Source organism: Aeoliella straminimaris (assembly GCF_024054565.1).
GTDB classification, from domain to species: domain Bacteria; phylum Planctomycetota; class Planctomycetia; order Pirellulales; family Lacipirellulaceae; genus Aeoliella; species Aeoliella straminimaris.
On the sequence record NZ_JAMXLR010000043.1, the window covers coordinates 13744 to 38229 of the forward strand.

At 60.8% G+C, this 24486-nt stretch carries 23 protein-coding genes; 2 read left to right on the forward strand and 21 right to left on the reverse strand.

Annotated features, from left to right (window positions below):
* Window positions 1-95: 95 nt before the first annotated feature.
* The 5 genes from NG895_RS13080 to rpsP form a co-directional block, all read right to left on the reverse strand.
* Entirely contained in the window at window positions 96-518 is a 423-nt protein-coding gene (locus NG895_RS13080) for a YraN family protein (protein WP_252852953.1), read from the reverse strand.
* A 5-nt stretch (window positions 519-523) separates the two neighbouring features.
* Entirely contained in the window at window positions 524-1990 is a 1467-nt protein-coding gene (locus NG895_RS13085; protein WP_252852954.1) for a Gfo/Idh/MocA family protein, read from the reverse strand.
* A 198-nt stretch (window positions 1991-2188) separates the two neighbouring features.
* Window positions 2189-2551, reverse strand: a complete 363-nt coding sequence (rplS, locus tag NG895_RS13090) for a 50S ribosomal protein L19 (protein WP_252852955.1) — start codon at window positions 2549-2551, stop codon at window positions 2189-2191.
* Window positions 2552-2599: 48 nt separating this feature from the next.
* The gene (gene trmD, locus NG895_RS13095; protein WP_252852956.1) at window positions 2600-3334 is read right to left on the reverse strand and encodes a tRNA (guanosine(37)-N1)-methyltransferase TrmD; all 735 of its coding nucleotides are present in this window, start codon (window positions 3332-3334) and stop codon (window positions 2600-2602) included.
* 9 nt (window positions 3335-3343) lie between these two features.
* The gene (gene rpsP / locus NG895_RS13100; protein WP_425267230.1) at window positions 3344-3760 is read right to left on the reverse strand and encodes a 30S ribosomal protein S16; all 417 of its coding nucleotides are present in this window, start codon (window positions 3758-3760) and stop codon (window positions 3344-3346) included.
* A 605-nt stretch (window positions 3761-4365) separates the two neighbouring features.
* Here rpsP and NG895_RS13105 point away from each other — a divergent pair.
* Window positions 4366-5025, forward strand: a complete 660-nt coding sequence (locus NG895_RS13105) for a PilZ domain-containing protein (protein WP_252852958.1) — start codon at window positions 4366-4368, stop codon at window positions 5023-5025.
* Between the two features lie 77 nt (window positions 5026-5102).
* Here NG895_RS13105 and NG895_RS13110 read toward each other — a convergent pair whose 3' ends face one another.
* From NG895_RS13110 to NG895_RS13140, 7 genes are all read right to left on the reverse strand, one after another.
* Window positions 5103-5462: a hypothetical protein gene (locus NG895_RS13110; RefSeq protein WP_252852959.1), complete on the reverse strand. Its 360-nt coding sequence runs from the start codon at window positions 5460-5462 to the stop codon at window positions 5103-5105.
* A gap of 145 nt (window positions 5463-5607) precedes the next feature.
* Entirely contained in the window at window positions 5608-6531 is a 924-nt protein-coding gene (locus tag NG895_RS13115) for a TRAFAC clade GTPase domain-containing protein (protein ID WP_252852960.1), read from the reverse strand.
* A 125-nt stretch (window positions 6532-6656) separates the two neighbouring features.
* Window positions 6657-7979 (reverse strand): formylglycine-generating enzyme family protein, encoded by a 1323-nt coding sequence (locus NG895_RS13120; RefSeq protein ID WP_252852961.1) that lies wholly within the window; start codon window positions 7977-7979, stop codon window positions 6657-6659.
* 44 nt (window positions 7980-8023) lie between these two features.
* The gene (locus tag NG895_RS13125) at window positions 8024-8554 is read right to left on the reverse strand and encodes a hypothetical protein (RefSeq protein WP_252852962.1); all 531 of its coding nucleotides are present in this window, start codon (window positions 8552-8554) and stop codon (window positions 8024-8026) included.
* Window positions 8555-8732: 178 nt separating this feature from the next.
* Window positions 8733-9851: a glutamine-hydrolyzing carbamoyl-phosphate synthase small subunit gene (gene carA, locus NG895_RS13130; RefSeq protein WP_252852963.1), complete on the reverse strand. Its 1119-nt coding sequence runs from the start codon at window positions 9849-9851 to the stop codon at window positions 8733-8735.
* 142 nt (window positions 9852-9993) lie between these two features.
* Window positions 9994-10353, reverse strand: coding sequence for a hypothetical protein (locus NG895_RS13135; protein ID WP_252852964.1), 360 nt, complete (start codon window positions 10351-10353; stop codon window positions 9994-9996).
* Window positions 10354-10405: 52 nt separating this feature from the next.
* Window positions 10406-11635 (reverse strand): aminotransferase class I/II-fold pyridoxal phosphate-dependent enzyme, encoded by a 1230-nt coding sequence (locus NG895_RS13140; protein ID WP_252852965.1) that lies wholly within the window; start codon window positions 11633-11635, stop codon window positions 10406-10408.
* A 585-nt stretch (window positions 11636-12220) separates the two neighbouring features.
* On the opposite strand from NG895_RS13140, the gene NG895_RS13145 reads away from it, so the two are divergent.
* A complete protein-coding gene (locus NG895_RS13145; protein WP_252852966.1) occupies window positions 12221-13240 on the forward strand; it encodes an exo-alpha-sialidase in 1020 nt (339 codons plus the stop codon).
* Window positions 13241-13402: 162 nt separating this feature from the next.
* Here NG895_RS13145 and NG895_RS13150 read toward each other — a convergent pair whose 3' ends face one another.
* The 9 genes from NG895_RS13150 to NG895_RS13190 form a co-directional block, all read right to left on the reverse strand.
* A complete protein-coding gene (locus tag NG895_RS13150) occupies window positions 13403-13828 on the reverse strand; it encodes a hypothetical protein (protein ID WP_252852967.1) in 426 nt (141 codons plus the stop codon).
* Between the two features lie 275 nt (window positions 13829-14103).
* Window positions 14104-15876, reverse strand: a complete 1773-nt coding sequence (gene aspS, locus NG895_RS13155) for an aspartate--tRNA ligase (RefSeq protein WP_252852968.1) — start codon at window positions 15874-15876, stop codon at window positions 14104-14106.
* A gap of 107 nt (window positions 15877-15983) precedes the next feature.
* Window positions 15984-17027 (reverse strand): NAD-dependent epimerase/dehydratase family protein, encoded by a 1044-nt coding sequence (locus NG895_RS13160; RefSeq protein ID WP_252852969.1) that lies wholly within the window; start codon window positions 17025-17027, stop codon window positions 15984-15986.
* A gap of 228 nt (window positions 17028-17255) precedes the next feature.
* The gene (locus NG895_RS13165; protein WP_261360902.1) at window positions 17256-17789 is read right to left on the reverse strand and encodes an REP-associated tyrosine transposase; all 534 of its coding nucleotides are present in this window, start codon (window positions 17787-17789) and stop codon (window positions 17256-17258) included.
* A 200-nt stretch (window positions 17790-17989) separates the two neighbouring features.
* Window positions 17990-19684: a fatty acid CoA ligase family protein gene (locus tag NG895_RS13170; protein WP_252852971.1), complete on the reverse strand. Its 1695-nt coding sequence runs from the start codon at window positions 19682-19684 to the stop codon at window positions 17990-17992.
* 104 nt (window positions 19685-19788) lie between these two features.
* The gene (locus tag NG895_RS13175; protein WP_252852972.1) at window positions 19789-21537 is read right to left on the reverse strand and encodes a flotillin family protein; all 1749 of its coding nucleotides are present in this window, start codon (window positions 21535-21537) and stop codon (window positions 19789-19791) included.
* A 49-nt stretch (window positions 21538-21586) separates the two neighbouring features.
* Complete coding sequence (locus tag NG895_RS13180; RefSeq protein WP_252852973.1) at window positions 21587-22177, reverse strand: hypothetical protein; 591 nt, start codon at window positions 22175-22177, stop codon at window positions 21587-21589.
* Between the two features lie 201 nt (window positions 22178-22378).
* Complete coding sequence (locus tag NG895_RS13185; RefSeq protein ID WP_252852974.1) at window positions 22379-23269, reverse strand: ATP-grasp domain-containing protein; 891 nt, start codon at window positions 23267-23269, stop codon at window positions 22379-22381.
* A gap of 296 nt (window positions 23270-23565) precedes the next feature.
* Complete coding sequence (locus tag NG895_RS13190) at window positions 23566-24483, reverse strand: SIMPL domain-containing protein (RefSeq protein WP_252852975.1); 918 nt, start codon at window positions 24481-24483, stop codon at window positions 23566-23568.
* Window positions 24484-24486 lie beyond the last annotated feature (3 nt).

Genomic DNA, 24486 nt, shown 5'->3' on the forward strand with positions numbered 1-24486 from the left:
AAATCCGCCTCTGCGCCACGCGAGCGCGAAGTTGCCGTGAAAAGGGCGGGCGCCATCCAGACCGCAGCGGGAAGATGCGTCCCCGACAGGTGGCCTCAACGAAAGAACTGCCCCTGCCCCTCGGGCTCGAAGGCACTGGGCACGTGCAACAACTGCGGCTCTTTGGCATTCTCTGGCCAAACCAGAGCCACCACGTCGAATCGAACGGAATACTCCAGCAGCCCGTGATGCTTGAGAAACGCCAGGGCGGTTCGCACGATCCGCCGCTGCTTCTCCTCGTCCACCGCCGCCGCGGCGTCGGCCAGGCTGTGGGCGCGTCGCGTTTTGACTTCGACAAACACAATGGTTTCGCCCTGCACAGCCACTAGATCGAGTTCGCCGTAGCGGGTCCGCTGGCCGCCAGCGACGATCTTGTAGCCTTGCCGGCGGAGCCAGCGAGCGACGTACCGCTCGCCACGCTGGCCGAGCGGCTGCGGCGTGGGCCGCAGCCGCTTGATCCAGCTGGTGAGCGCTGACATGGGCGTCAAACCTCCGAGACGGAGGGGACTTCGAAGCCTGGATTCGTCGGATCCTTGAGCAGGATGTTCGCTTCGTCGGCGCGGTCGCCTACGAATACTTCCTTGGTGGCATCGAACTCGAGCCACGGGCCGACGTTGTAGTTGGCCGAGTCGGTCAGACCACCATCCTTCTTCATCATTTCGTGAAGTTTGAGGAAGTGCTCGGCCGCATCGGCATTGTCGCCAAACTTCACGGCCTTCTCGTTGAACGGCACTTCCTCGCCCAGGCGGTAGCTGTCGTTGATGATGTGACCCACCACACAGGAGTAGTGGGCGTCCTCGACGCCACCGTTGACCAACGTGGGATCGTTCGCCTTGATGGCCGTGATGAAGCTGGCCCAATTTCCGCCGGGGGTAACTTTGCCCCTGGGCAACGACAGCGATTCAAACTTGTCGCTACCTGGCCGCTTGATCTTGTAGCGACCTTCGCCAACGATCACGCTACCATCTTCCAGGTAGTACTCGTTGGTCACCTTCGTCTTGTAATTCTCGTGTTCCCAGTTGCGAACATTGAACATCATGTACTGGCCGTTGGGATACTCGGCCACGCCAAACATGGTGTTGGGCGTTTCGCCTTGGTCGTCCCAGCCGAAGCGACCGCCGATGGCCATCGCCCGGGCCGGATGCGTCTGGTCGGGATCTAGCGCCCAGCGGGCGACATCCAGTTGATGCGTGCCCTGGTTGTTCAGTTCGCCATTGCCGGTCTTCCAGAACCAGTGCCAGTTGTAGTGCACCAGATTTTCGTGATAGGCGTCCAGCACCGCGGGGCCTTTCCACAAGGTCCAGTCGAGATTACTCGGCGGCGACTTGGGATCCTTGAAACCAATGCCACGCCGCGGCTTGCAGGCGTAGCCGTAGGCAATCTTCAAGCGAGGCAGGGTTCCGTTGTGCAGCGCTTCGTGCAGGCCGGCGATCCCCGCATCGCTACGACGCTGGGTGCCATGCTGAATGACGACCTTGTGCTTCTTCTGGGCCTCGACCACCACGCGACCTTCGGCGATGTCGTGGCTCATCGGCTTTTCGACGTACACGTGCTTGCCGTGCTGGGCAGCCCAGATGGTCATCAGCGAGTGCCAATGGTTGGGCGTGGCGATGCTGATGGCGTCGATGCTGGGATCTTCCAGCACCTTGCGGATGTCGGTCTCCGTCCGGCACTTGTGCTTGCCACCGGTCGCCTTGTCGACGTGCGACATCCGCTGCGACAGCACGTTCTGATCGGGGTCGACAATGCAGGCAATCTCCACGTCATCGCGACGGCCAAAACCATCGATATGGGCTTTGCCGCGGCTGTTGACGCCCACAATAGCCATGCGGACACGTTCGTTGGCACCTTTGACCTGGCCCGAAGCATGGGTGCCGGTGATCAGCAGGGACGCCCCTACTGCGGAACTGGTCTGTAAGAATTGACGCCGCGAAGTAGACCGCTTAGTCATCTGACGGATATCCTTGAGCAAGGTGAGAAAATGGCGGGGAGAAGCCGACAGTATAACGTCGACACCGGCAATAAGACAAATTTGCCGGCGCTATACTTCTATAGAGGTAACGCCCTCTGGGGGCTCAATCTACCTATTTTTCCCGACAACACCTTGAGATATCCGAAATATGCGAACTAGCACGAAGGGATTTCGGAGTTACTTGCTCGCGTCCCGGCGACGCTCCTTCAAGCGGACCGCCTTGCCGACACGGTCGCGGAGGAAGTACAGCTTGGCGCGGCGGACCACACCCGATCGCTTCACTTCCACCTTGGCGATACGGGGCGAGTGCAACGGGAACTTCCGCTCCACACCCTCGTTGTTCACGATGCGGCGGACGGTGAACATCTCGCGACTGCCCGAACCGCTGCGGGCAATGACCACGCCGGTGAAGACCTGAATGCGTTCTTTGTCGCCTTCGAGAATCTTGGTGTGCACGTCGACGGTGTCGCCGATTTCGAACTCGGGCACCTCGGTCTTGAGGCTGGTTTGCTCGACCAAATCAAGAATTTGTTGGCTCATGACTTTGTACCCTCGAAATATCTCGTTTATCTTTTTGTGCCGACGATCTCAGTTGCCGTCGGCGCTGTTGCCAGGATTGTCGCTTGGTTTGTCACCGTTGCCCGGCAGCAAATCGGCACGTCGTTGCCGCGTTCGCTCCAGGCTGTTTTGCTTGCGCCACTCGGCGATCTCGGGATGATTGCCGCTCAGTAGCACTTCGGGCACCGCGTGGCCGCGGTACTCGCGTGGTCGGGTGTATTGGGCGAACTCCAACAGGCGGTTTTCGCTGCTGAACGAGTCCTGCTTATTGCTTTGCTCGTCTCCCAGCACGCCCGGCACCAATCGCACCACAGCGTCGACTACCACCATTGCGGCCACTTCGCCTCCGTTGAGCACGAAATCGCCAATCGAAAGTTCGTCCGGCTGAAGGATATCGACCACCCGCTGATCGAATCCCTCGTATCTGCCACACAGCAGCACCAGTCGCTGCTCGTTGCTGTATTCTTCCGCCACTCGCTGATCGAACCGCCTGCCGCTGGGGGTGAGCATAATCACTCGGCCGGGCGAGGAGTCCATCTGCTGAACGGCTTCGACGCACTCGACTACCGGTTCGGGCGACAGCACCATTCCAGGTCCGCCACCAAAGGGTCGATCGTCGACGTTCTTGTGTTTTCCTTTGGCCCAGTCGCGAATGTTGTGAACTTCGACGCTCACCAGTCCGCGCTCGATGGCCAGGTTCAACAAGCTTTGGCTGAGGTAGCCCGGAAACATCTCCGGAAACAGCGTCAGCACGTCGAACCGCATGGCGTGGGTTTACTCCGCCGCCTTTTCCTCGGTTGCTTCTTCGGTCTTGGCCTCTTCACCACCTTCGGCCGGGGCCTCTTCGGCAGGGGCTTCTTCAGCAGGAGCTTCCGCGGCCTTGGCGGCCGCTTCTTCAGCGGCGATCTCTTCGGCCGTCTTCTGCTTGGCTACCGGCTCGCCACGTTCGGGCACGGCTTTGGGCTGGGCCAATTTTTCCATGGCTGCCGAGTTCGCCTCGGCGTGGGTTCCATTGGTGCCGTACTTCTTGATCAGCACGGCGACCTTCTCCGACGGCTGGGCACCGACCCCCAACCAGTAGTCAACTCGCTCGCCATTGAGCTTCACGCGAGCGTCCGTGTCCAAGACCATCGGATCGTAAGTGCCGAGTTCTTCCAGCACCTTACCGTCGCGCGGGGCGCGCTTGTCCATCGCGCAAATGCGGTAAAACGGGCGATGGGTACGTCCCATCTGTTTCATGCGAATGCGAACTGACACCTTTTGGCTCTCCAGCTAGTGAATCTGGCTTAACAGGGAATCGCATATTATTGTGGGGCGGCTACCACATTTGCAAGGGCTCGGTACCGCCCGAATCGCAGGAAATTGAGATTTCCAATTGCACCGGTGGCGAGGACCGCCGCCCGCCTGGAGTAGATCGCCCATCTTGCCCCGACTGAGCAAGCGGCACTCTCGAATCGCATCCGATGGCACCCTCGGACATCCGCAGTCCGTCTTCCCAGCGAAGATGAGCTGCGGCTACCGCAGATTAACCGCAACGCCCGCGTTCCCCCAGCTACAGAGGGGTTATCCCTGCTGCACAGCCGCTACCAACCAACTGTTGGGCAGGGCCCCACCCGTCGGATCTCCGCAAAAGGCACGCTGCAGTCGACACAACCGTTCACGCCTTCTAGCGAAGTGAAGCGTCGGCGAAGCTCGCCGGCGGAAAGCTCGCGCTTTACCACCACCTCCGAGCTAAATTTTCACCGTCCGGGGGGACTGATCTGTAACGTGTTACCCTGAGCCTACGGGAATCCCGCATGTCAAGCTTCCTTTCGAATGAAGAAGCCATTTCCCTGCTGTTGAAGAACGCCAACGCCCCGGCGAGCAGCTACTCGCCAATGATCGGTCGATGTCGGAACTGCAGCCGCGAGTTGCAGTGGGCGGCCCCGAGCGTCAAAGCATGGGCATCGGCCGTGCCCTGCCCTGAATGCAGCCAGTACTACTTTACAGAAGGGCGGTCGACGCATCCGCCGACGTTGCTTCCGGAGTTCATGGCGGGCGAATCGGAAGGCAATCTGTCCGACTGGCTAACCAAGCTGCAACTGGTGCGTACCGAACAGCCGGGTGCCGTCCTGTTGGTTCGGCAGGTGGTTGGCAGCCACCGGCAGGTAGACGAACGTCGGGAACACATCCGCTTCGAAGTCGACAATGGCGTGGTGGGAATTCCGCTGGACGAACAAGGGCGCCCCACCGAAATGGCGGTCGATGTCACCCTGATGAATCTGTCGATCTCGGGCATGCAGCTAGCCGCCGTCGGGCGCTGGAACGCACCGTTAATCGCCGTAGACTTTGCCAAGCTGGGCCTCCCTGGAGCTCAATTGATCGCTCGGGTGGTCTGGCAAGCGACTCAGCACGCCACGAGCCGGTTGGGCTGCAAGTTCCTGATGGGCCCGAAAGCTCAACTACCGCTGGAATAGCGGCTGCCTGGGTAGCGAACGATTCGCGGCGGACCGACGCCACCAGCCAGACCGTTCCCCCCAAGGATCAAAGCGCACTATTCGTCGGCCATCAAACCGAGGACCTCCAGCGCCGCAAAGGCCCGCGTGAGGGACTGCTCGGGACTGGAGCGGGTGGCATCCCATACCATCAGGGCTCGCTTGGCATACTGTGCTTGGCTCTCTTCGACCAGCGGTGCCGCCACTTCGCGCTGCACAGTTCGCCAGAGTTGTCGCGAGCGATCCAGCGCGGCGGGGTCGCCGTCGAGTGCGGCAAAGATGGTGTTGTCCAACTCTTCGAGTTGATCCAAATCTACCGAATCGAGTTCCACTCCCTCGGCACACGACGATACCGCTCCGTAGGCGACAGGCCTGGACGGTTGGTTCAATCGACGTTTGCGGGAGCAAGAACGGTTCATCGCGGAGATCGGAAAGCTAGAGTCGAGGGAAGTGGGTGACGCGGCAGAAATGGCCGACCCGTCACGCTGCCACAGCAGAAAAGACGCTGATCAGCGACACCAGGTTCACAGCAATCTACCAACCACGCGGTTCACCGCGATGCGGTTAGGGCATCTGCTCGACGAGCCAGGCAAAGGGCTCCAAGATGCCGGCCGGCTCGACCCGCAGGGGGACCCGGCAGCGGCGGCCGCCCACGAGTTTGTACCCCGTGGCACCGGTAACCGAGGCAGCAAACACCTTGGTCATGGGGAATCGCCGGCGACAATCCTGCCATAAGGAACTGGCATGATTCTCCGCAAACGTCATCGGATCGTCCGCACAGGCGGGCGTCGTATCGGCCTTGGAGAAGATCATGGCCAGTGGCAAATTCTTGGCAGAATTCGTCCAGTGCTTCTTCTTGCGGTCCTTCTTGTTGCACTCGTCAATTAACGAGAGCATCTTCAAGGCGATGTAATCGTCGTCGTGTTCGCCGGACTGCAACCGCTGGGCATCGGCCATCACCATCACGGCCGAGCACTTGCCCAAAATCGCCCGAATGGCCGGGAAGCTTCCCGGCTGCTCGAGTTCCTCGACGAAAGCGTCGCCTGAGAAGTCGGCGAACGCCACATCGCTACGTCGACGACGCCGGCCGCACTCCACACGACAATGCACCCAGCAAGTAAGCTCGGGGTCGCGGGGCGTTTTGTCCGGATACCACCCGGCCGCCAGGGCAGTAGTGGTGGCTTGTTGCAGCGAGATCGATCGCGGCCCCAGCAGCGTGGTTCGCAGCGATGCCGACTCGCGCATCAGCATATCCATCAGCATGCCCAGGTAGCTGGTCTTACCCGTGTTCGCGGCACCAATGCAGGCAATCAGGTGGGCCGGGCGTTTGACCTCCTGGTTGATGCGAGCAATGGACAGCGGCGCCGCACAGTTGTGGCACACCTCGGCCGACACCCGATTTTCGTGCTGGCAGATAGCACACTCCAACGGTGCTGCCTGCCCCGCCAGCAGGTACGTGTCCAAGGGAAGTCGAGTGAGTGTGGCCATGGTCTTCTGGGGGCTAGGGGCCTGGGTCCAGGGTTGCGACAATCGCCCAAGTGCGAATGGCTGTCGAACACAAGCCTGTGGTGATTTGTAGTGGTTTATAAGTCAGTCGCTTAACCTTGATTGGTTCATTCTTCAATTGCCGCGGGTGGTTCTTCGCTCGACTCGGTATCGTTCAGTTCCTGGTCGGCAATCACGTCGAACGACAGGGCCAGGCGAAAACCAATGTTGTTTCGGCGGGCCAGGGGGCGTTCGCCACTGCGGAAGTGGCACGTGGCCTGGTTCTCGAAATAGGTATTGAAGGCACCGCCGTGCAACACCTGCATCGAGTGACCGTCGTTCGAACTGGTCGCATCCCGGCTGGTTGCATCCAGCGACGAGGAAGTCCATTCCCATACGTTACCAATCAGTTGATAGACGCTGCCCAGCGATGCCCCGAGTTCGAACGAGTCGACAGGCACGGGACCTCGTCCGCCACTGGCCCACAGCGCGGCTTTGCGCGATTCGAAGGTGTCGCCCCACGGATAACGGCGTTGCGATACCCGACCGGGCGAAGTCTCGACGGGCCACGCCCCCGCCTTGGTCCACTCGGCGTCGGTCGGCAGACGTTTTCCGACCCAGCGAGCGTAGGCACAGGCTTCGTACCAACTGATGCCAACTACCGGAAGCTGTTCGGCACCTTCGAGGTGCTGCCCATTGTGCCAACCCGCGGGAGCCGGAACGCCGGTACGGTCGACGAACTCGAACAGAGCGGGCAACGCCTCTTCGGGCCATAGCTGAAATTGCTCGTAGCCACAGTCGTCGACGAAGTGCTGATATTGCTCGTTGGTCACACAGAATCGGTCGAGATAGCAGCCCTCGATGTGTACCAGGCCCACGCAGTCGGCCGACACGGGAGCACTGCCCCAGTTGGCCCGTTCGGCGTATTCGCCCAGTAGCACGCGTCCGGCGGGGACCACGGACATCTGGTCGTCCAAAACCGCCAGTACTTCTGCTAGTTCTTCATCCGATAGCTGCGATGCAGTTTCGTGCCGCAGCAGCAGGGAGTAGCGTCCCTGGTCGATCATGGTCTGCACCAGATCGGAGGTGGCAGTTGGCTTGCGCATTGCCTTGCGAGCACGGTGCTCGGCCGGCGATTCGTGGCGCGGCGGCTCGGGCGAATCGGGATCGGATCCGGGAACCTCGGCATGCCGGCGACGAGTGATCTCGGCGCGCACTTGCGATGGCAGTTGCGCCCCTCGCCGCGACACCAGTTGATGCACTTTGGCCGCCGCGGCCACCCCCACGCTACGCCACAAGGCGCACAGCGCCACGGCGCCGATGGCCATCATGGCAACGTTGCGATAAAGGACTCCCAGCAGGAAGGTGCTGACGGCCGCCACCGGCAGCGCGATGGATACCCATCGCCGCCACGATGGTACCAAGGTCTCTTGTTGCAGGGTGACTTGCATGGCTGTTGTCGCAAGAGAAAGGGAGGAAGGCTAGGATTCCGTAGTTACCGCGAACGTCGAGCGGCTTGCTGCTGACGCAGCTTCTGGAATTGCTTGGCCACGGCGCTCACCGAAGGGTCAAGAAACTCCGCACTCGACTTGGTCTTACTACTACGGCTTGAGTACTGCTCCGTATCGGTGACTGCCGCGCTGGCCACGACGACAGGATCTTCCATTTCGCTCAAACGTTGACGCAAATCGTCCAACTCGGCCCGCGCTTGATCCAACTCGGCGGTCATCGCCAGGTCGGTCGCTTGTTGCTTTACCAGTTCCTTGCGCCGCTCTTCCAATTCGCAGCGATTTTGTTCGATGTCCTCTGCCTTCGACGTCAGTTCGACCTCCCACTGCTGCAGTTGCTCCTCATACGCTTGCAGGCTCGCAAGCGATTCGGATATCTGTGCAGCATATTCCTCCTGTTCATGACTCCAGGCGTCCATGCACCTGCGGATGATGTCGTCGGGCTCGGGCACAGTTGACTCACTGGGCACCTTGGGCATCCCATCGCTCACACGGAACTTGCCGCGCTCGCAATCCAATGCGTGAGTGCCGTTTGTAGGAAAAGGTAACTGTCGACTTCCGGCCGCAGGAGCCTGACCGACTCAACCGGCGACGACAGGAGGGAAAAGGGTGCGGCTCGAGGTGTACTTCACGCGCACATCGGGCAACATCAGAAGACTAGGTTACGATTTGCCCACAGGCAAATCTTCTCCCCTATCACTTGGACATCGAGTCGTAAAAGCGCTCGAACAGATAGTGGCTATCGTGCGGGCCGCTGGAGGCTTCCGGGTGGTATTGCACCGAAAATGCCGGAAGTTCGCGATGCCGGACGCCCTCGACCGTGCCGTCGTTCAGGCTACGGTGTGTGATTTCCAGCGAGTCGGGCAGAGTCGACTCGTCCACGGCGAAGCCATGGTTTTGGGAAGTGATTTCCACTTTTTCGGTCAGCAGGTCGTGCACCGGCTGATTCGCACCGCGGTGGCCGAACTTCATCTTGAACGTCTTCGCACCACAGGCCAGCGACAGCAGCTGATGCCCCAGGCAGATGCCGAACACCGGCTTCTTGTCCAACAGGTCGCGGATCGTATTGATGGCGTACTCGATCGGCTCGGGGTCGCCAGGTCCGTTGGAAAGGAATACTCCGTCCGGATCGAGTTCAAGGATTTGCGCGGCATTGTACCCGCCCGGCACTACCGTCACGCGGCAGCCCATGTCCACCAGGTGGCGGGGGATGTTCCACTTCATGCCAAAGTCCATCGCCACGACATGCGGACTGTCGGCATTCGCTTCGCGAGCGTCCGACTCCAGCTTGGTCCAGGTGCTCAGCGGCTCGCTCCACTGCTTGGCCTCGGTGGCGGCCACTTCCTGTACCAGATCGCGGCCCACCAGGCCGGGGCTGGCCTTGGCCTTCTCGACCAGGCTGGCGTCGTCCATATCGACGGTCGACAGCACGCCCCGCATCGAGCCCTGCGATCGTAGTCTCCGCACCAGCGCCCTGGTGTCGATCGACTCGATGGCCACGATGCCGTGCTCTTCGAGGTACTCGCTCAGGCTCCGTTCGCAGCGAAAGTTGCTTTGGGTGCGGCTGTGCTCGCGAACGATGAACCCCGCCAAATGCGGTTTGGCGCTCTCCACGTCCTCGGCATTAACCCCGTAATTGCCGATCTGCGGGTAGGTCATCGTGACGATCTGCCCGCGGTAGCTGGGGTCCGTGAGAATCTCCTGGTACCCGGTCATCGACGTGTTGAAGCACACCTCGCCATCGACCTCGCCGTCGGCTCCAACCGAAGTGCCGGTGAAAACGGTTCCATCTTCCAGAGCGAGTTTGGCAGTCATGGCAGGCGAGCGGACGCCGTCAGGCGTCTGGTGGGTTTAAATCGGGATTCAAGCGTTGCCGCAATGGTACGCGAGTAGGCGGCCCGTATTCAAGCCGCCAAAAGTGCCGGAGAGCCACGCCTCGGCCGGTCTGGGTGGCTGCTCAGCCGTAGAACCAATGGTCGACATAGCGACCCAGGTGCATGCCGATGACGATCATCCAGATTACCGAAATTGCAATCTGCCACCGCCCCAGCAGGGCCGGAAGGATTGCCGGCCAAAATAATAACGTGAGCAATACGCCGTAGGGCAAAAACTGCCTCCAAGCTGCCAAAGGGATTTCCGGCTCGCGCCGCTCACGAGTATCCGATCGAGCCCCGCGAATCAATCCAGACGCCATGGCGCCCCCATAGACCGTGGGCCCGAACGCCCCAACCAAGCCAGCCGCCGACACCAGTGCCACGACGCTCAGCACCGTTAGTGCTACGTATAGCCCCGTCCAGATCAGGTCGACGTAGCTCATAGGGTTCTCCCTTTGGTTAGTGTCTGCCCCCCCGGCCGAGATGGAAGATAGACTACGCCTCCGCCACGACTTCCTCCTGCTTACCCCACTCCTCTTCCGCCTCCTTCAAGCACTGTTTGATTTGCCGCACGGCTTGCTTCAGGCGGTTTTCGTTTTCAACCAGGCTCATCCGCAGGAAGCCTTCGCCGGCGGGGCCGAAGCCGCTGCCGGGGCTTACGGCCACGTTGCCCTTCTCCAGCAGCATCATGGCGAAGTCCATGGTGCTCATGCGGCTCTTCCAGGGCTCGGGGATCGGCTGCCAGACGAACATACCGGCCTTCGGTACGTTGGCTTCCCAGCCCATTCGCGCCAGGCCATCGCACAGCGTGTCGCGGCGGCTTTGGTAGATCAGCGATTGCTCCTCCACGGCTGCATCGGTATGGCGCAGGGCCACAATAGCGGCAATCTGGATGGCCTGGAACATGCCGTAGTCGTAGTAGCCCTTGATGGTGCCCAGGGCGTTGATCATCTCGCGGTTGCCGCAGCAATAGCCCACCCGCCAGCCGGCCATGTTGTAGCCTTTGCTCATGGTGGTGAACTCGACGCCCACGTCGCTCGCTCCCTTCGAAGCCAGGAAGCTGGGCGGGTGATAGCCGTCGAACGCCACGTCGGCGTAGGCGAAGTCGCTGATCACCATCAGGTTGTACTTCTTGGCCAGCTTCACCACCTCGTCGTAGAACGCCTGCTCCACCACCACACTCGATGGGTTGTGAGGATAGCACAGGATCAGCAGCTTCGGCCGCGGGTAGAGCGTTTCGCAGGTGTAGGCAATGTCGCTCAGGAACTTCTCGCTGTTGGCCACCGGCAGCGTGATCACGTTGCCCGAGGCGAGCGCCACCCCGTACACGTGCACCGGAAAGTAGGGTGCGGGCACAATGGCCGTATCGCCGGGGCCCATCATCGCCAGGCACATGTGGCTGAAGCCCTCTTTCGAGCCCAGGCACACCATCACCTCATCCGTGGGGTCGAGGCGGACGCCATACTTCTTGAAGTACTTGGCCCCCACCTCGCGGCGCAGGTTGGCAATGCCGTTCGACTTGCTGTAGCGATGGTTCCGCGGATCGCGGGCCGCCTCGGCCAGCTTCTCGATCACCATCGCCTGCGGCGGATCGCTGGGATTGCCCATCCCGAGCTCGATCACGTCGTCGCCGGCCGTGCGTTTGTCGTAGATCATCTTGTTGATCCGACCGAACAGGTACGGCGGCAATCGCGTCACACGCTGGGCAACTTGAATTTGGGACATCGCTGGGAAGGGGTCAGGATTCAGGGGTCGGGATTCGGGGGTCGGGGGTCAGGTTCGAAGGACCGGCAACTCCAAACGCTGGTTCACAATAGCCGATGAGCTACGCCTCGTCGGAAACAAGCCTCCCGCGGAACATCAGTTATCGGCAGTTTTGTCGCACTGTTTTGTCGCACTTTCGCGCAATAACGATTCACTGCGACAAAACTCCTTGCTCGATTCAACTGCGACATTTCGTAAGTCGTTTCTTCGTCGCAACTTGCGGCACCGACTTTGGGTTTTGTCGCAGGAGTTGTTGTACTCGGTTCACCGCAGGTGCGACAAAACCCTTTTTCCCGCGGCATTACCATGGACAGACCGCTCCGCATTCCTGGTTGTAGCCGACCGGGTGTAAGAATTCTATTGGAAACCGGCCCGGTGGAGGAGGATCCAGGTCCGCAGAATCGCCAGTTTTGCTCGCCTAATGCCTAAGCGTCTCGCAGACGAGCGACGGCCTTGTCTTTTGCTCTTTCGAAGTGGCCACGTCCGGTCGCGGGATGAGTTACAATTTCGGTCCCCCCGGTCGATGAGTCCACCGAGAGACTTCTGATGTGCAAGACACCCGTGTGCTTCCTAGCTGGGCTGTTGATCTCGTCGAGCGTCGCCTTGGCCAACGAGACGCAGCAAGAACCCGTTGTTGTCACTTTGATCGGCGCCGAGCGTATCTGGGATCAAGCGCCGCACAACGCCTTTACCGACCTGATCGAATGGCGGGGCCAGCTCGTCTGTGCGTTTCGCGAAGGCCGGCAACACGTTTCGTCCGATGGGGCCATTCGGGTGCTCACCTCCAAGGACGGGCATGACTGGCAATCGGCTGCTCGGCTCGAGCTCGCAGGCTACGATCTCCGCGACGCCAGCTTGTCGGTTATGCCCGATGGCCGGCTAATGATTCTGGGGGGTGCCGCACCTCGCAAGGCCGATGGGGAGTCGGCCCCCACCGGATCGTTCACCGCCACCGCCACCAAACGCGACGAGTGGAGCACACCAGAGATTGTGGTCCAGCCGGGGCGTTGGCTATGGCGCGTCACCTGGCGTGATGATACCGCTTGGGGCGTCGAATACCCAGCGTCTGTGGGGCAACCGTTCACCAGCTTAGTGACCCTCAAGGGGGACAATCACGTCCAGACGCAAGTCGAACGTTTGTTCGGCAAAGGACACCCTAATGAGGCAACGATCCGCTTTGACTCCGACGGGACGATGGTCTGTTTGCAGCGACGCGACGGGGTGGCGGACGATCGTACGGCGTATCTCGGCACCAGCCTTCCACCTTACACCGACTGGAAATGGCGCGACCTGGGGGCCTACGTCGGTGGCCCCAACCTCATCCAGACCGAGGCGGGCCACTGGCTGACCGCTGGCCGCATGTACGTCGATGGCAAGCCAAAGACCGTGATCGGCCGACTGGATGTCGATGAGGCCAAGCTGACCAAGCTCTGCGAGCTACCCAGCGGTGGCGACTGCAGCTATCCCGGCCTGGTATTCGACGACAACCGCCTGCTGGTGAGCTACTACTCCTCGCACCAAGGCAAAGCGGCGATCTATCTGGCCAAGTTGCGGGTGGAGGAGTAGCCGCGCTGAAACACCCGCACCTAGCCACGCAGAACTGGTGGTTGAATCGACCTAGGCTCCCCCTACCACCAAGCGGTTCCAGCATTCAGCCCAGACGGCTACGCTGGGTGCCTGGGGGCGAGCTCCGCGAGGTGCCAAAATTCTCACACTGCAGTGGTCGCCTCAGTCCGGCACTCGCTCCCAGAGAAAGTCCATCCCATTGAGCAGCGAATTCGCTGTAACCGTGTCCTCGTCCTCAAAGGTAAGCTCGAAAGCATGGTCGTAGTTGCTACTTAGCAAGGTTCGCGCCACCTCTTCGTACCAGGGATCCGGAAAGTGAATCCGGTTGTCCTCCATGTACCATTTCCCGCCCCCCACCTCTCCATCGATCACCTCTCGCCGACCAGAGGTAAGCGTGAGATTCCAAGCATGCTCCTGTTGGTTCTCGTCGGTGTAGCTTAACCGCCAGGTACCCACGAGCTGCCGTTCGATGCCCATCGCCGGCCGCCAGTGCCACCAGGCGACGGTGCCGATAGCGATCACCACCACCAGTAGGGCGAGGCGGAGCCCCCACCAGAACAGGCCGCGGCGTTCTCGCTGGGTGGTCATGAGATTGCTTTATAGGCGCGAGAGGAGTCTCCACGGTTAGTCATAATACCGCGAAACCGAAGGCCGCACCTACCGCGAAGCGGTTACGGCATTTAGCCCAGGGTTGCTGCTACGCCGCTACCCTGGGGAAGAGGTGGTTTATCGATCAACTACCCAGCGTAGCGGCTCACGCCCGGGCACTGGGCTGAAAGACAGAACGCCTTCGGCGTAAGCCGACTCGAGGGCTCGTGGAACTCGACCCCAGGCACCCGAATGCTCCCCGGAGATCGCAGCGTCTACAAGTCCAGCTTGATCCCCAGCTCCCGCAGCTGCTTGGTGTCGACCGTGCCGGGGGCTTCGGTCATCAGGTCGGTGGCTTTCTGCGTCTTGGGGAAGGCGATTACGTCGCGAATGTTGTCGAGGCCACCGAACAGCATCACCACGCGGTCGAGGCCCAGGGCCAGGCCGCCGTGCGGTGGGGCACCGTAGGCCAAGGCATCGAGCAAGAACCCGAAGCGGTCGCGGGCCGTTTCTTCGTCGATGCCCAGCAGGCCGAACACCTTGCTCTGCGTTTCGGGATCGTGGATACGAATGGTGCCGCCGCCCGCTTCGTGGCCGTTGATGATCAGGTCGTAGGCCTTGGCGCGGCACTTGTGCGGGTCGCTCTCCAGCAGATGCAGGTCCTCGTCCAGCGGTGCGGTGAACGGGTGATGCGTGGCGAACCAACGCTTCTCGTCGTCGTCGTACTCGAACATGGGGAAGTCGACCACCCAGCTGAAGTTCATCGCCTTGGGGTCGTACAGCTTCATCTCTTTGCCGATCTTCGTGCGCAGGGCGTGCAGCACCTGGCAACTGGCTTGCCAACCGTCGGCCGAGAACAGTATCAGGTCGCCCGGCTCGGCGTCGAGTCGCTCGGCGAACTTCACCAGCACTTCGTCGCTGAAGAACTTGGCAATCGTCGAGCCGAGTTTGCCGTCGTCTTCGCAGCGGAACCACGCCAGGCCCTTCGCGCCATAGCCTTTGACGAACTCGGTGAGCCCATCGATGCCGCGGCGGCTGTAAGTGTCGGTGCCCTTTTTGGCGTTGATCGCCCGGACGAAGCCCCCCCCGTCCGCGACGCTCTTGAATACACCAAAGTCGCTTTCGGCCGCCAGGTCGGTGCAGTCGACGATCTCCATGCCAAACCGCAAGTCGGGCGCATCATGCCCGAACCGCCGCATCGCCTCTTCGTACGTCATGCGGGGCAGGGGCAACTCGAGTTCAATGTTCAAAACGTCCTTGGCCAGCTTCTGCATCAGCCCGTCGACCATGCCGATCACGTCTTCGGCGTCGACAAAGCTCATTTCGAGGTCCACCTGCGTGAACTCGGGCTGACGGTCGGCCCGCAGGTCCTCGTCGCGGAAGCAGCGGGCGATTTGAATGTAGCGGTCGTAGCCGGCGATCATCAGGATCTGCTTGTAGAGCTGCGGCGACTGCGGCAACGCGTAGAAGCTGCCGTTGTGCACGCGGCTCGGCACCAGGTAGTCGCGAGCTCCTTCGGGCGTGCTGCGGCCGAGGATCGGCGTCTCGACGTCAATGAAGTCGTGCTCCTCGAAGTAGTCGCGCATCCGCTTGGTAATCCGGTCGCGGAGGAGCATCGTCTTCTGCATCGCGGAACGGCGAAGGTCCAAGTACCTGTGCTTCAGCCGCAGGTCCTCGCCCGGCAGTTCGGTGATCTTCTCCGACGGCGAAACGTCGGGCGTCTTCGACTTGTTGAGCAACTGAAAACTCGTGACCTGCAGCTCGATATCGCCGGTGGGCAGCTTTTCGTTGGCTTTGCCTTCCAGCCGGGGCGCGACAATGCCGGTGACCTGAATGACGTACTCGTTTCGCAGCGACTTGCTCTCTTCGATCAGTTCGGGCGTCGTGTGCGGCGGGTTGAAGACCACTTGGGTGATGCCGTACCGGTCTCGCAGGTCCGCAAACAGTCCGCCCCCGTGGTCGCGGTAGCTATCGACCCAGCCACATAGGGTGACTTCTTTGCCGGTGTCGGAGGAGCGAAGTTCGCCGCAGGTATGAGAACGGAGCATTTGGGAATCCGGAGTTCGGAATGTGGAATTCGGAATGAGCGGGCAGATAGCCGCAGGGAATTGAGCGTAACCAAACTGGCGATTGTAGTTGCAGTTGGGAAGAGCGGCTAGGCGACCGTCGACTCCGCATTCCGCAATCCGCCTTCGGCAATCCAATTTCCCAGCCGCTGCATGCCTTCGGCCATGGAGACCCGCGGCTCGTAGCCCAAATCGCGGCGGGCGGCCGAGATGTCGAAATAGTGGTCGGTCGACAGTTGCAGGGCCACAAACCGCATCATACGAGGTTCGGCGTCCCACCGGCGGGCGGCCCAATGCGTGGCTTCGAGCCCTGCGCCCACCCAGTAGGCGGCCCCCCGCGAGATCTGCTTCTCCACGGGTGGCAGCCCGGCCAGGGCCAGGATCTGGTCGACCCAGTCCCAGCAGTTCACCGGTTCGCCCTGGCTCAAAAAGTAGGGTTTACCGGCCACCGGCGAGTCGGCGAGCGCCAGCGAGTCGGCCGCCAACAAATGGGCCTCCGCAGCATTCTCGACATAAATCGAGTCAACCAGGTTCGTTCCTGTGCCCACCCGGCGAAGTTGTCCCGCGTGGGCACGCTGGACCAACCGGGCGACCAAATGATGATCCCGAGGTCCCCACACCAGGTGCGGCCGCAGGGCGCAGGTCCGCAGGATGCCGTTGTTGGCCACGTGCTCGCCATTGGCCGCTAGCACCATTTGCTCAGCAATGGCTTTGGAATGCGGATAGTGCGACAGCCAGCGATCGGGGTACGGCGCCGACTCGTCGACGCCCTTTTGATCGGCACCGGCAAACGTCACACTGGGACTGCTGGTGAACACCAACCGCTCGACGCCCAGTTGCTTGCAGGCACTCAGAATATTGAGTGTGCCATGAATGTTCGCCCGGAAATACTGAAACCACTTGCCCCACACGCCGACCTTGCCGGCGGGGTGGATCACGCAGTCGACACCCTCGCACGCCTTGGTAACGGTGGCCAGATCGGCCAGGTCGCCCTGGACCATCTCGACACCCTGCTCCACGAGCTCCGGATAATCCCCGCGCGCCAGTCCCCGCACCGAGTCCCCCCGGGCGATAAGCTGTTCGACGATGTACCGACCGAGGAAACCTCCCGGGCCGGTGACGAGGACTTTCATAAGGGGGAAGGCGGAAGGAGGAAGGCGGACATCGTTGTGTAACGGTTTTCAGTGCATACCGCAGCCGAGGATCTACGTGTCGTCGGTAGCATGGGGGAACGCTAATCTACGCTAATCGACGCTGATTTGATAAGTGTCGATTCGGAGACTAGCGTTCGCTGTCCAATTGCTGCCTCGTTCCCACGCTCCGCGTGGGAACACGATAGTCGGCCGCTCTGCGGCCATGGACTACCAGTCCGACCTCACATCAATCAACCCAGCCACCCCAGCATAATTACGTGCGCTCGAATATCGCCAGTGAATCGGATCGTCCACGTAGCCCCTTTTTACCGGATTGTTGTGGATGTACTCGATCTTCTGCTGCATCATTTCGTCGCTAGAGATCTGCTTGGGCTTGATCCCTTCCTGCCAAAGCTGGAATTCACGGTCGGTCTTATGGGCCGACTTTCGAAAAGCTAGTTGCTTGAGCAATGTCTGCGCATTGGCCTGCTTTAGCAGGTCGATAAGATTTCTGGCTGTGTACGATTTGAAATCTCCGACTTCTTTGGCCAAATCATCGCTTGACGCAATAAAATGCAGATGATTTTCGAGTACTACGTAAGCAAACAGCTGCATGCGATGGTTAGCTTGGAGGTAGGACCATGAGTCCAAGACCACCTGCACCGCCTCGGGACGTGTGAACACAGGCAACCAGTCGACGATCGTACAAGTCAAGAAATGGGGATACGCCGAATCGTGAATCTTGTACCGAGTGCGCGTCATGTGCCGTCCCCCATATGCCCCTCACCTCGTTCCCACGCTCTGCGTGGTAACGCAATATCCGGCCGCTCTGCGGCGATGGGGTCTATCATAATTGCAGTTACTTTCCTGGTGGCTCTTCCACGACCGCAGAGCGGTCATCCAGTCTGTTCCCACGCAGAGCGTGGGAACGAGATTGAATCTGATAAGTGTCGATTCGGAGACTAGCGTTCCTTCTTCAGTTGCTTCGCCGCCCACTTGGCTAGCTGCTCGCGGTTGATTTTGGCGTTGTGGCGGATGTCGGTGGGGAGAAGTGAATGTTCTAGAATGTGCTCAATGTGTTTCAGATGCGGATCCTCGGACAAGTACTTGCGAATTTCGCTCCTGACGATCTTCCAAGATGCCCGTCTGACCTTGATGCCCGGAGGCGCCGGTGGTCGCTCGATCACAATCGCGGCCCGTTGGGCTTCCCGTGGTCCAATACCAATCAATGCCGACCTGCCAACGTAGCGGTACGTATTCACCACCTGCTCCACACACTCCGTAAACAACGTCCCCTCGCTGGTCACCACCCGCTGGCTTTTCCGCCCGCAGTACCAGAAGCGGTTTTGCTCGTCGAGGTAACCGACGTCGCCGATGCGGTGCCAGACGGAGTCGCCATCCGTGATTTTTGCAAGTTCGTTATGCGTCGCGGAGGTTGGAAACCTCGACTCCCGTCGAGGGCTATTAGGGGTTAAGTATTCCCGCGAAACCTGCGGTCCTCGCACGATGAGCTCGCCGACTTTGCCTTGGGAAAGTTCCTCGGTTTCTTCAATCTTCGCGATCGGCTCGTCGGTAATCTTGATCACTCGCCACTCCACGCTATCGACCTTGCGACCGACGCAAACGCCCGCGCCGGTGCGAGTCTTCTCGGCGGTGTCATTGAGTATCTCCTGGGCTTCGATCGTCGAGACCGGCAGGCTCTCGGTGGCGCCGTAAGGCGTATGCAATTCTGCGCCGGGGCAGACGTGCGTGAGGGTCCGCTCGATGACTTCCGCGCCGACTGGCGCGCCGCAGCTGAAGACCTTTTTGAGCGTCGGGATCGACTCGCCCGTCTGCTGGCAGTGACGGCTCAGCAGGTCCCATACCGCGGGCGAGGCAAACGACTGGGTGACTTGGCACTGGTTGGCGGCCGCGAGTAGCTTCTTCGGGTCCGCACTCGCCGGGCGGCTGAAGTCCATCTCCGGCAGCACCGTGGTGATGCCCATCGCGACGTTGAACAACCCAAACAGCGGGAAGCAGGCGAGGTCCACGCCGCCCGCTTCCAGACCGTACATCCGCTGGATCTCGGCCAATTGTGTGGTGAAGGTCTCGTGCCGGTACACGACGCCCTTCGGCGGGCCGGTGCTGCCCGAAGTGAATACGATCGCCGCGGGATCGTCGGCCGATGTGTGGGGTAAGTCCACGTTCGATCTTTGGCCGAGTTCATATAGCTTGGTAAGTGGCTTACCCAGCGGTAACCACGTGGGGCCTACGTTCACATTGAGCTTCGCCTTGGGAAACTCCCTGCGTTTCACCAGTCGCAATGCGTGCCCCAATGGAATCGCCACAAAGCCTTCCGGTTCGGTCGAGGCCAAACAGCGGACGATGTTTTTGCGCCCTAGTCCCGAGTCGACCAGCACCATCGTGGCGCCGCTGCGCAAGAGGGCGAACACGAGCGTCACGAATTCGATACTCGGCTTTACCAATAGCGCGATCCGCGTGCCCGGCTGGACGCCGAGTTCGATAAGCCCCCGGGCCAGGATGCTGGCTTGCTCGTCCAGTTCCGCGGCGGTGATCGACCGTCCCGCGCCCCACGCTTCGACCAGGGCTTTCCGCTCCGGCGCAGCGGTGGCCGCCTGGTGCAGGGCATCGGCGACGTTCACGCGGGGCTTTTCCATCGGACCATTGTGTTCGGAGAGGCGAGACAATGGTAGGCACCAACAAAAGAGCCCCCGCCAGACTTGGCGGGGGCTCGGGAGCGGTTCTCAAGTTTTCTGGCCCGTTAGCTGCGTGGCGGCAGGTCCTGTTCGTCGTCGCTCGGCGCGTCGCCCGCAGCATCGATCGGAGCCATCGCGCCGTTCGAGGTAGCTTTCACCGGCTCGTCGCGGCCGGTAGAGCCTTCGCCGGCCAGCTTGGCCAGGGCATCGGGGATTTCGACGCCGCCGATGTCTTTCATCACTTGCAGCATCGGAGGCAACGTGCCGGCCATGCCGTGCAGGAAGTCGGCAGTACTGCTGCGGCCGTTGCTGCCCTTGCCGTTCTCCCACACCACGACCTTGTCGAACTTGATGTTGCTGATCGCCTTGGCGCTGGACTCGGCCAGGTTGTCCAGGTGCTCCAGCATCATCAACTGGAAGGCTTCCTTCGCGCCACCGCAGGCGGCGACAATTTGCTTCAAACCTTCACCCTTCTTGGCCAGGATCTCGTACTGGCCGCGGGCTTCGGCTTCCAGCTTGGCGTAGATGGCGGACGCTTCACCTTCGGCTTCCAGGCGGCGCTTCTCGGCTTCGGCCTCGGCCTCGACTACCTTGCGAGCCTTCTCGGCTTTGGCAGGTGCTTCCAGTTCGGCACGCTTCTCGGCCTCGACGCGCTCGGCTTCGGCCAGCGCGGCCTTGGCCATCGCACGGTTTTGAATCTCAATGACCGCCGCCTCGGCTTCGCGTTTGCGGGCTTCACCCTTTTCGTAGGCTTCGGCCCTTTCGACCAACAGAATGGCTTGCGATTGGGCAATCTTGGCCTCGGCGATGTTTTCGCCATCCACGGCCGAGGCGTTGGCGTTGGCCACGGCGATACGCTTTTCCTGATCGGCTTGCTTGACCTGCACTTCGCGTTGGTACTCGGCCGTGCGTTCACCAACGGTTTGCTCCTTGAGCATGTTGGCCACCTCGACCGCACGGTCGCGCTCGGCCGCCTTCTCGCCGATGGTCTGCTCTTTTTCGAGCTCGGCGATACGGACCAACTGCTCTCGCATGGCTTCGCGGGTACCGATCTCGCGGAGCTTCTGGGCGTTGGCCACCTCGACGTCCTTTTCGCGTTCGGCGTTGGCGACGCGGATTTCACCCTTACGCTGCTCGTCGGCCACGTCACCACGGGCTTGCTGGATGGCTTCGCTGGCCGCCTTCTGACCGATGGCATCGATGAAGCCCGACTCGTCGGTGATGTCGGTGATGTTCACGTTGATCAGCACCAGGCCGATCTTCTTGAGCTCCGGCTCGACCGAGTTCTGTATATGAGTGAGGAAAGTATCGCGGTCGCGGTTGATGTCCTCAATCAACATCGAGGCGATCACCTGACGAAGCTGACCAAAGATAATCTCCTCGGCCTGCTTGCGAATCTCCTGCGTGGAGAGCCCGAGCAGGCGAATCGAGGCATTGTTCATCACCGCTGGCTCCGTGCCAACAGCGACGGTAAACACGCTGGGCACGTTGACGCGGATGTTCTCACTCGAGAGTGCCCCGCGGAGCGGAATTTCGATCTGGATTGGCTCCAGGCTCAAGTACTCGTACGACTGGATCACCGGCCATACGAACGAACCGCCACCGTGCACCGTCTTCGAGGTGGTGCCCTCGCGCCCCGTACCGGCACCGTAGACCACCAACACTTGATTACTGCTACAACGCTTGTAGAGCGACTTCACGAAAGCAAAACCCATCAGCATGAGGGCTGCGATCGCAAAGAGCATCAGGACGACAAATACCGCGAACGGCACGTTGTACCCGAATAAATTGACAGCTATCACAGGCTGAATCATCACTTTTATCCCCTTATTGAATTGAGCAAATCGGCGGCGCCGATCAGTTCTAGATCTGCCGTGCTACGCGGAGCGTTTCGCTATTTACCACTTCTGTTACCATTACGTTCTCGCCCGTTGGAATTGGCTGCTCGTCATCCGTGACGGCCAGGTACTCCACGGTTCGACCCTGCATATCAACGTGTACTTTCCCGGCTCCAGAGTCAGCCTCCGGTATTCTCAGATACACAATCGCGGGTAAGCCGACGGCGTTCTGTACGCGTTGCGTTCCGCTGGACTGAAGACGTAGCAGTTGCTTGAACATCCAATACACGGCGTACATAGCGCCAAACCCTGCAGCAGCGGCCAACACCAACGATATGGGGGGTGACAAATCGGCCGACCTGGCCGTTAGTCCGACCAGACCGAAGAAGGTCGCAGCGGCGGCCAGAGTTCGTATCGATACGATCTCGAAAAACCAGAAGCTTTCGCCGTGGTGATGACCATCGCCATCACCGTCGCCGTCGAAGTCCAGGCCTGCATCCGCACCACCGTCGTCAAAGTCGCCACCTTCCTCGCCACCCAGAAAGGTAAGAAGCAACTGCAGACCAAGCACAAGCCCACCGGCGACTGCGACGTAAAAGTAAAAGTGTTCCAACATGGCTATGCCTTTTTCGAAATCTACGGTTACAGAATCATGCGTTCTGTTGTGAGGAGTTCGTCGGGATTCCGCCAATCTTGGCGAAAATCGCACCCGAGGATTGTGCCGCTGGTAACGGTTTTGCCGCAGGTTGTGGGCAATTACGGACAAGGTGTAGCCGCTTGGCTACGGGGGAGCTCTGATTTCACCCGCCACCTCCTTTCAGTCCACCAGCGACTCGAGCCACTGCAGCACTAAGCCCGATACGTCCACTTTGGTGGCCCGGCCCAGCGCTCGCCAGCCCGGCACGGCGTTTACCTCGATGGCGAACAGTCGGCCGTCGCGGGCGGGCAGTAAGTCTACGCCAGCAAGCGGCGCACCGACCGCCTGGGCGGCGAGGTGGGCCATTTGCAGTTCGTTCTCGGTTGCCTGATAAGCCTCGGCCCGGGCGCCGCGACTGACGTTGGTCCGCCAGTCGAGTTGGTTACGCCTTCGCATAGCTAGCGGCTTATCACCTACCAACATTACGCGAATATCGTAGCCTTCGTGTTCAATAAATTCTTGCAGGTAGATCACGCCGCCCAGTTGCTCGACCAGCTTGAACGCCCGCAGCGCGAAGGATTCGTCGGCGATCCGCGTGATGCCCCGCCCTTCCCCGCCGAACAGAGGTTTGAGCACCACGTCGCCACCGAGTTCGCCGAAGGCCTGCATGGCGGCGTCGGCCGTCTGGCAGACATGCGTCCTCGGCACGAGCAGCCCGGCTCGGGCCAGGCGGCTGGTGGTGAGGTACTTGTCGACCGCCGCCTCGATAGCCTTGGGGGGATTGATGACGAGTGTGCCGGCCGCCTCGATGCTAGCCAGGGCGTCCATGCGAAACACTACCTGCTCGAGCGTGCCCGGCGGCATGGTGCGTACCAGCACGCAATCGGCAGCGGACAGCGAACTGGCGGATACCTGGGACCGGAAGCCGCTGAATACCGAGATCTCGCCGCCACCGACCGCCGACTCGATATTGCTGAACGGCGCCGGCACCACCATATGCCGATGGCCGGCCGCCCGCTGGAGGTCGCGGAGATACCAGCTTTCGGCAGATCCCAGAAAGACGATGTGCATGGCGAGCGCCACGAAGGAAGCAAGCGAAATCAGCCGGCGCAAACGGTCGCACCAACAACCGCCATTAGATCAACTTGCCCCAGGATTGCCATCACCCCAGGGCATGCGCACTGCGCAACCGGCGAGGCGAACCCCATTCCGGTGGAATAGGTCATGCCACAAGAGCGAAATAGGGGGGAGAAGCGCCCACGGCCGACGGCTTGCTGCCCGGCAGTCGATCCTGGTCAGCTTTTGGCGCCCGCGTGGCCCTGTGGACTTGGGGGGCTGCAGGTCACGTGGGCGCTATTTTTCAGGCGTTACTTGATGGCGAACGTCGCCATGACACTGGCGCTGAGCGAAAGCCCATCGGGCGTGGTGGCGATCACTTCGTTTTCATTGGGCTGCTCACTGGTGGAAACGCCAGTGTAAGCTTGCATGTACCGCATGTATTGGTATTCGAAACCACTGGACGAATCACCAGGCCCGGACGCCAGGGACTGAAGTGGTCCCAACTCGACGCCGGCCGCGGTGGCCAGCATCTCGGCCTGCGATTTGGCCTTCGCAAACGCTTTGGCCATCGCCTGCTGCCGGGCTTCGTCCGATACTTGGGCCACGTACAAAAAGGTCGGCTTGCCAGGCGTTTCCGACTCGCCGCCGTAGATGTTGCCCATCATCTGCTGCATCTCGGCCTGCATCTCTTCCTCCTCGGGCGTCATTTGTTTGGGTTCGTTGAGCCCCGCCAGATCGGCTTCGACCACTTTGTCCTTCAACTGGCTGACGAAGACCAGCAGCTCTTGGTTGTCTTCCTGCTCCAAGGACCATTCAGCGGTGACGTTACAAACAAAGGTGACGCTCTTGACCGGCTTCAATCCCTCGGGCACGCGTCCCACGCTGCGCATCTGCATCATGGCCATCTGTTGCATCTGCTGCTGCATGTCCGAGCCCTCCGCGGGAAACGTGGCATCCGTTACCTTGATCGAGTCGGCCGTAGCGCCCAACGATTCGAGCTGCAGGCGAGCCGCCTCCTGGCGGTCGGCCAATTTCTGCAGGGCCTCTTCGGCCGTGCCGGCCTTCTCCGTCAATTGAACGCGCATCCGCAGGATCGTTGGCTTCTGTTTTTCGGTAGCCGAGCCGCTGCCAACGATCGCTCGTTGCTCCGTCTCTTGGGCGTAAGTCGCTGCTGAGAACAGCAGCGAGAGGGCGAAAATCATCGACGGGGCGAACCTGTGTAGCATCAG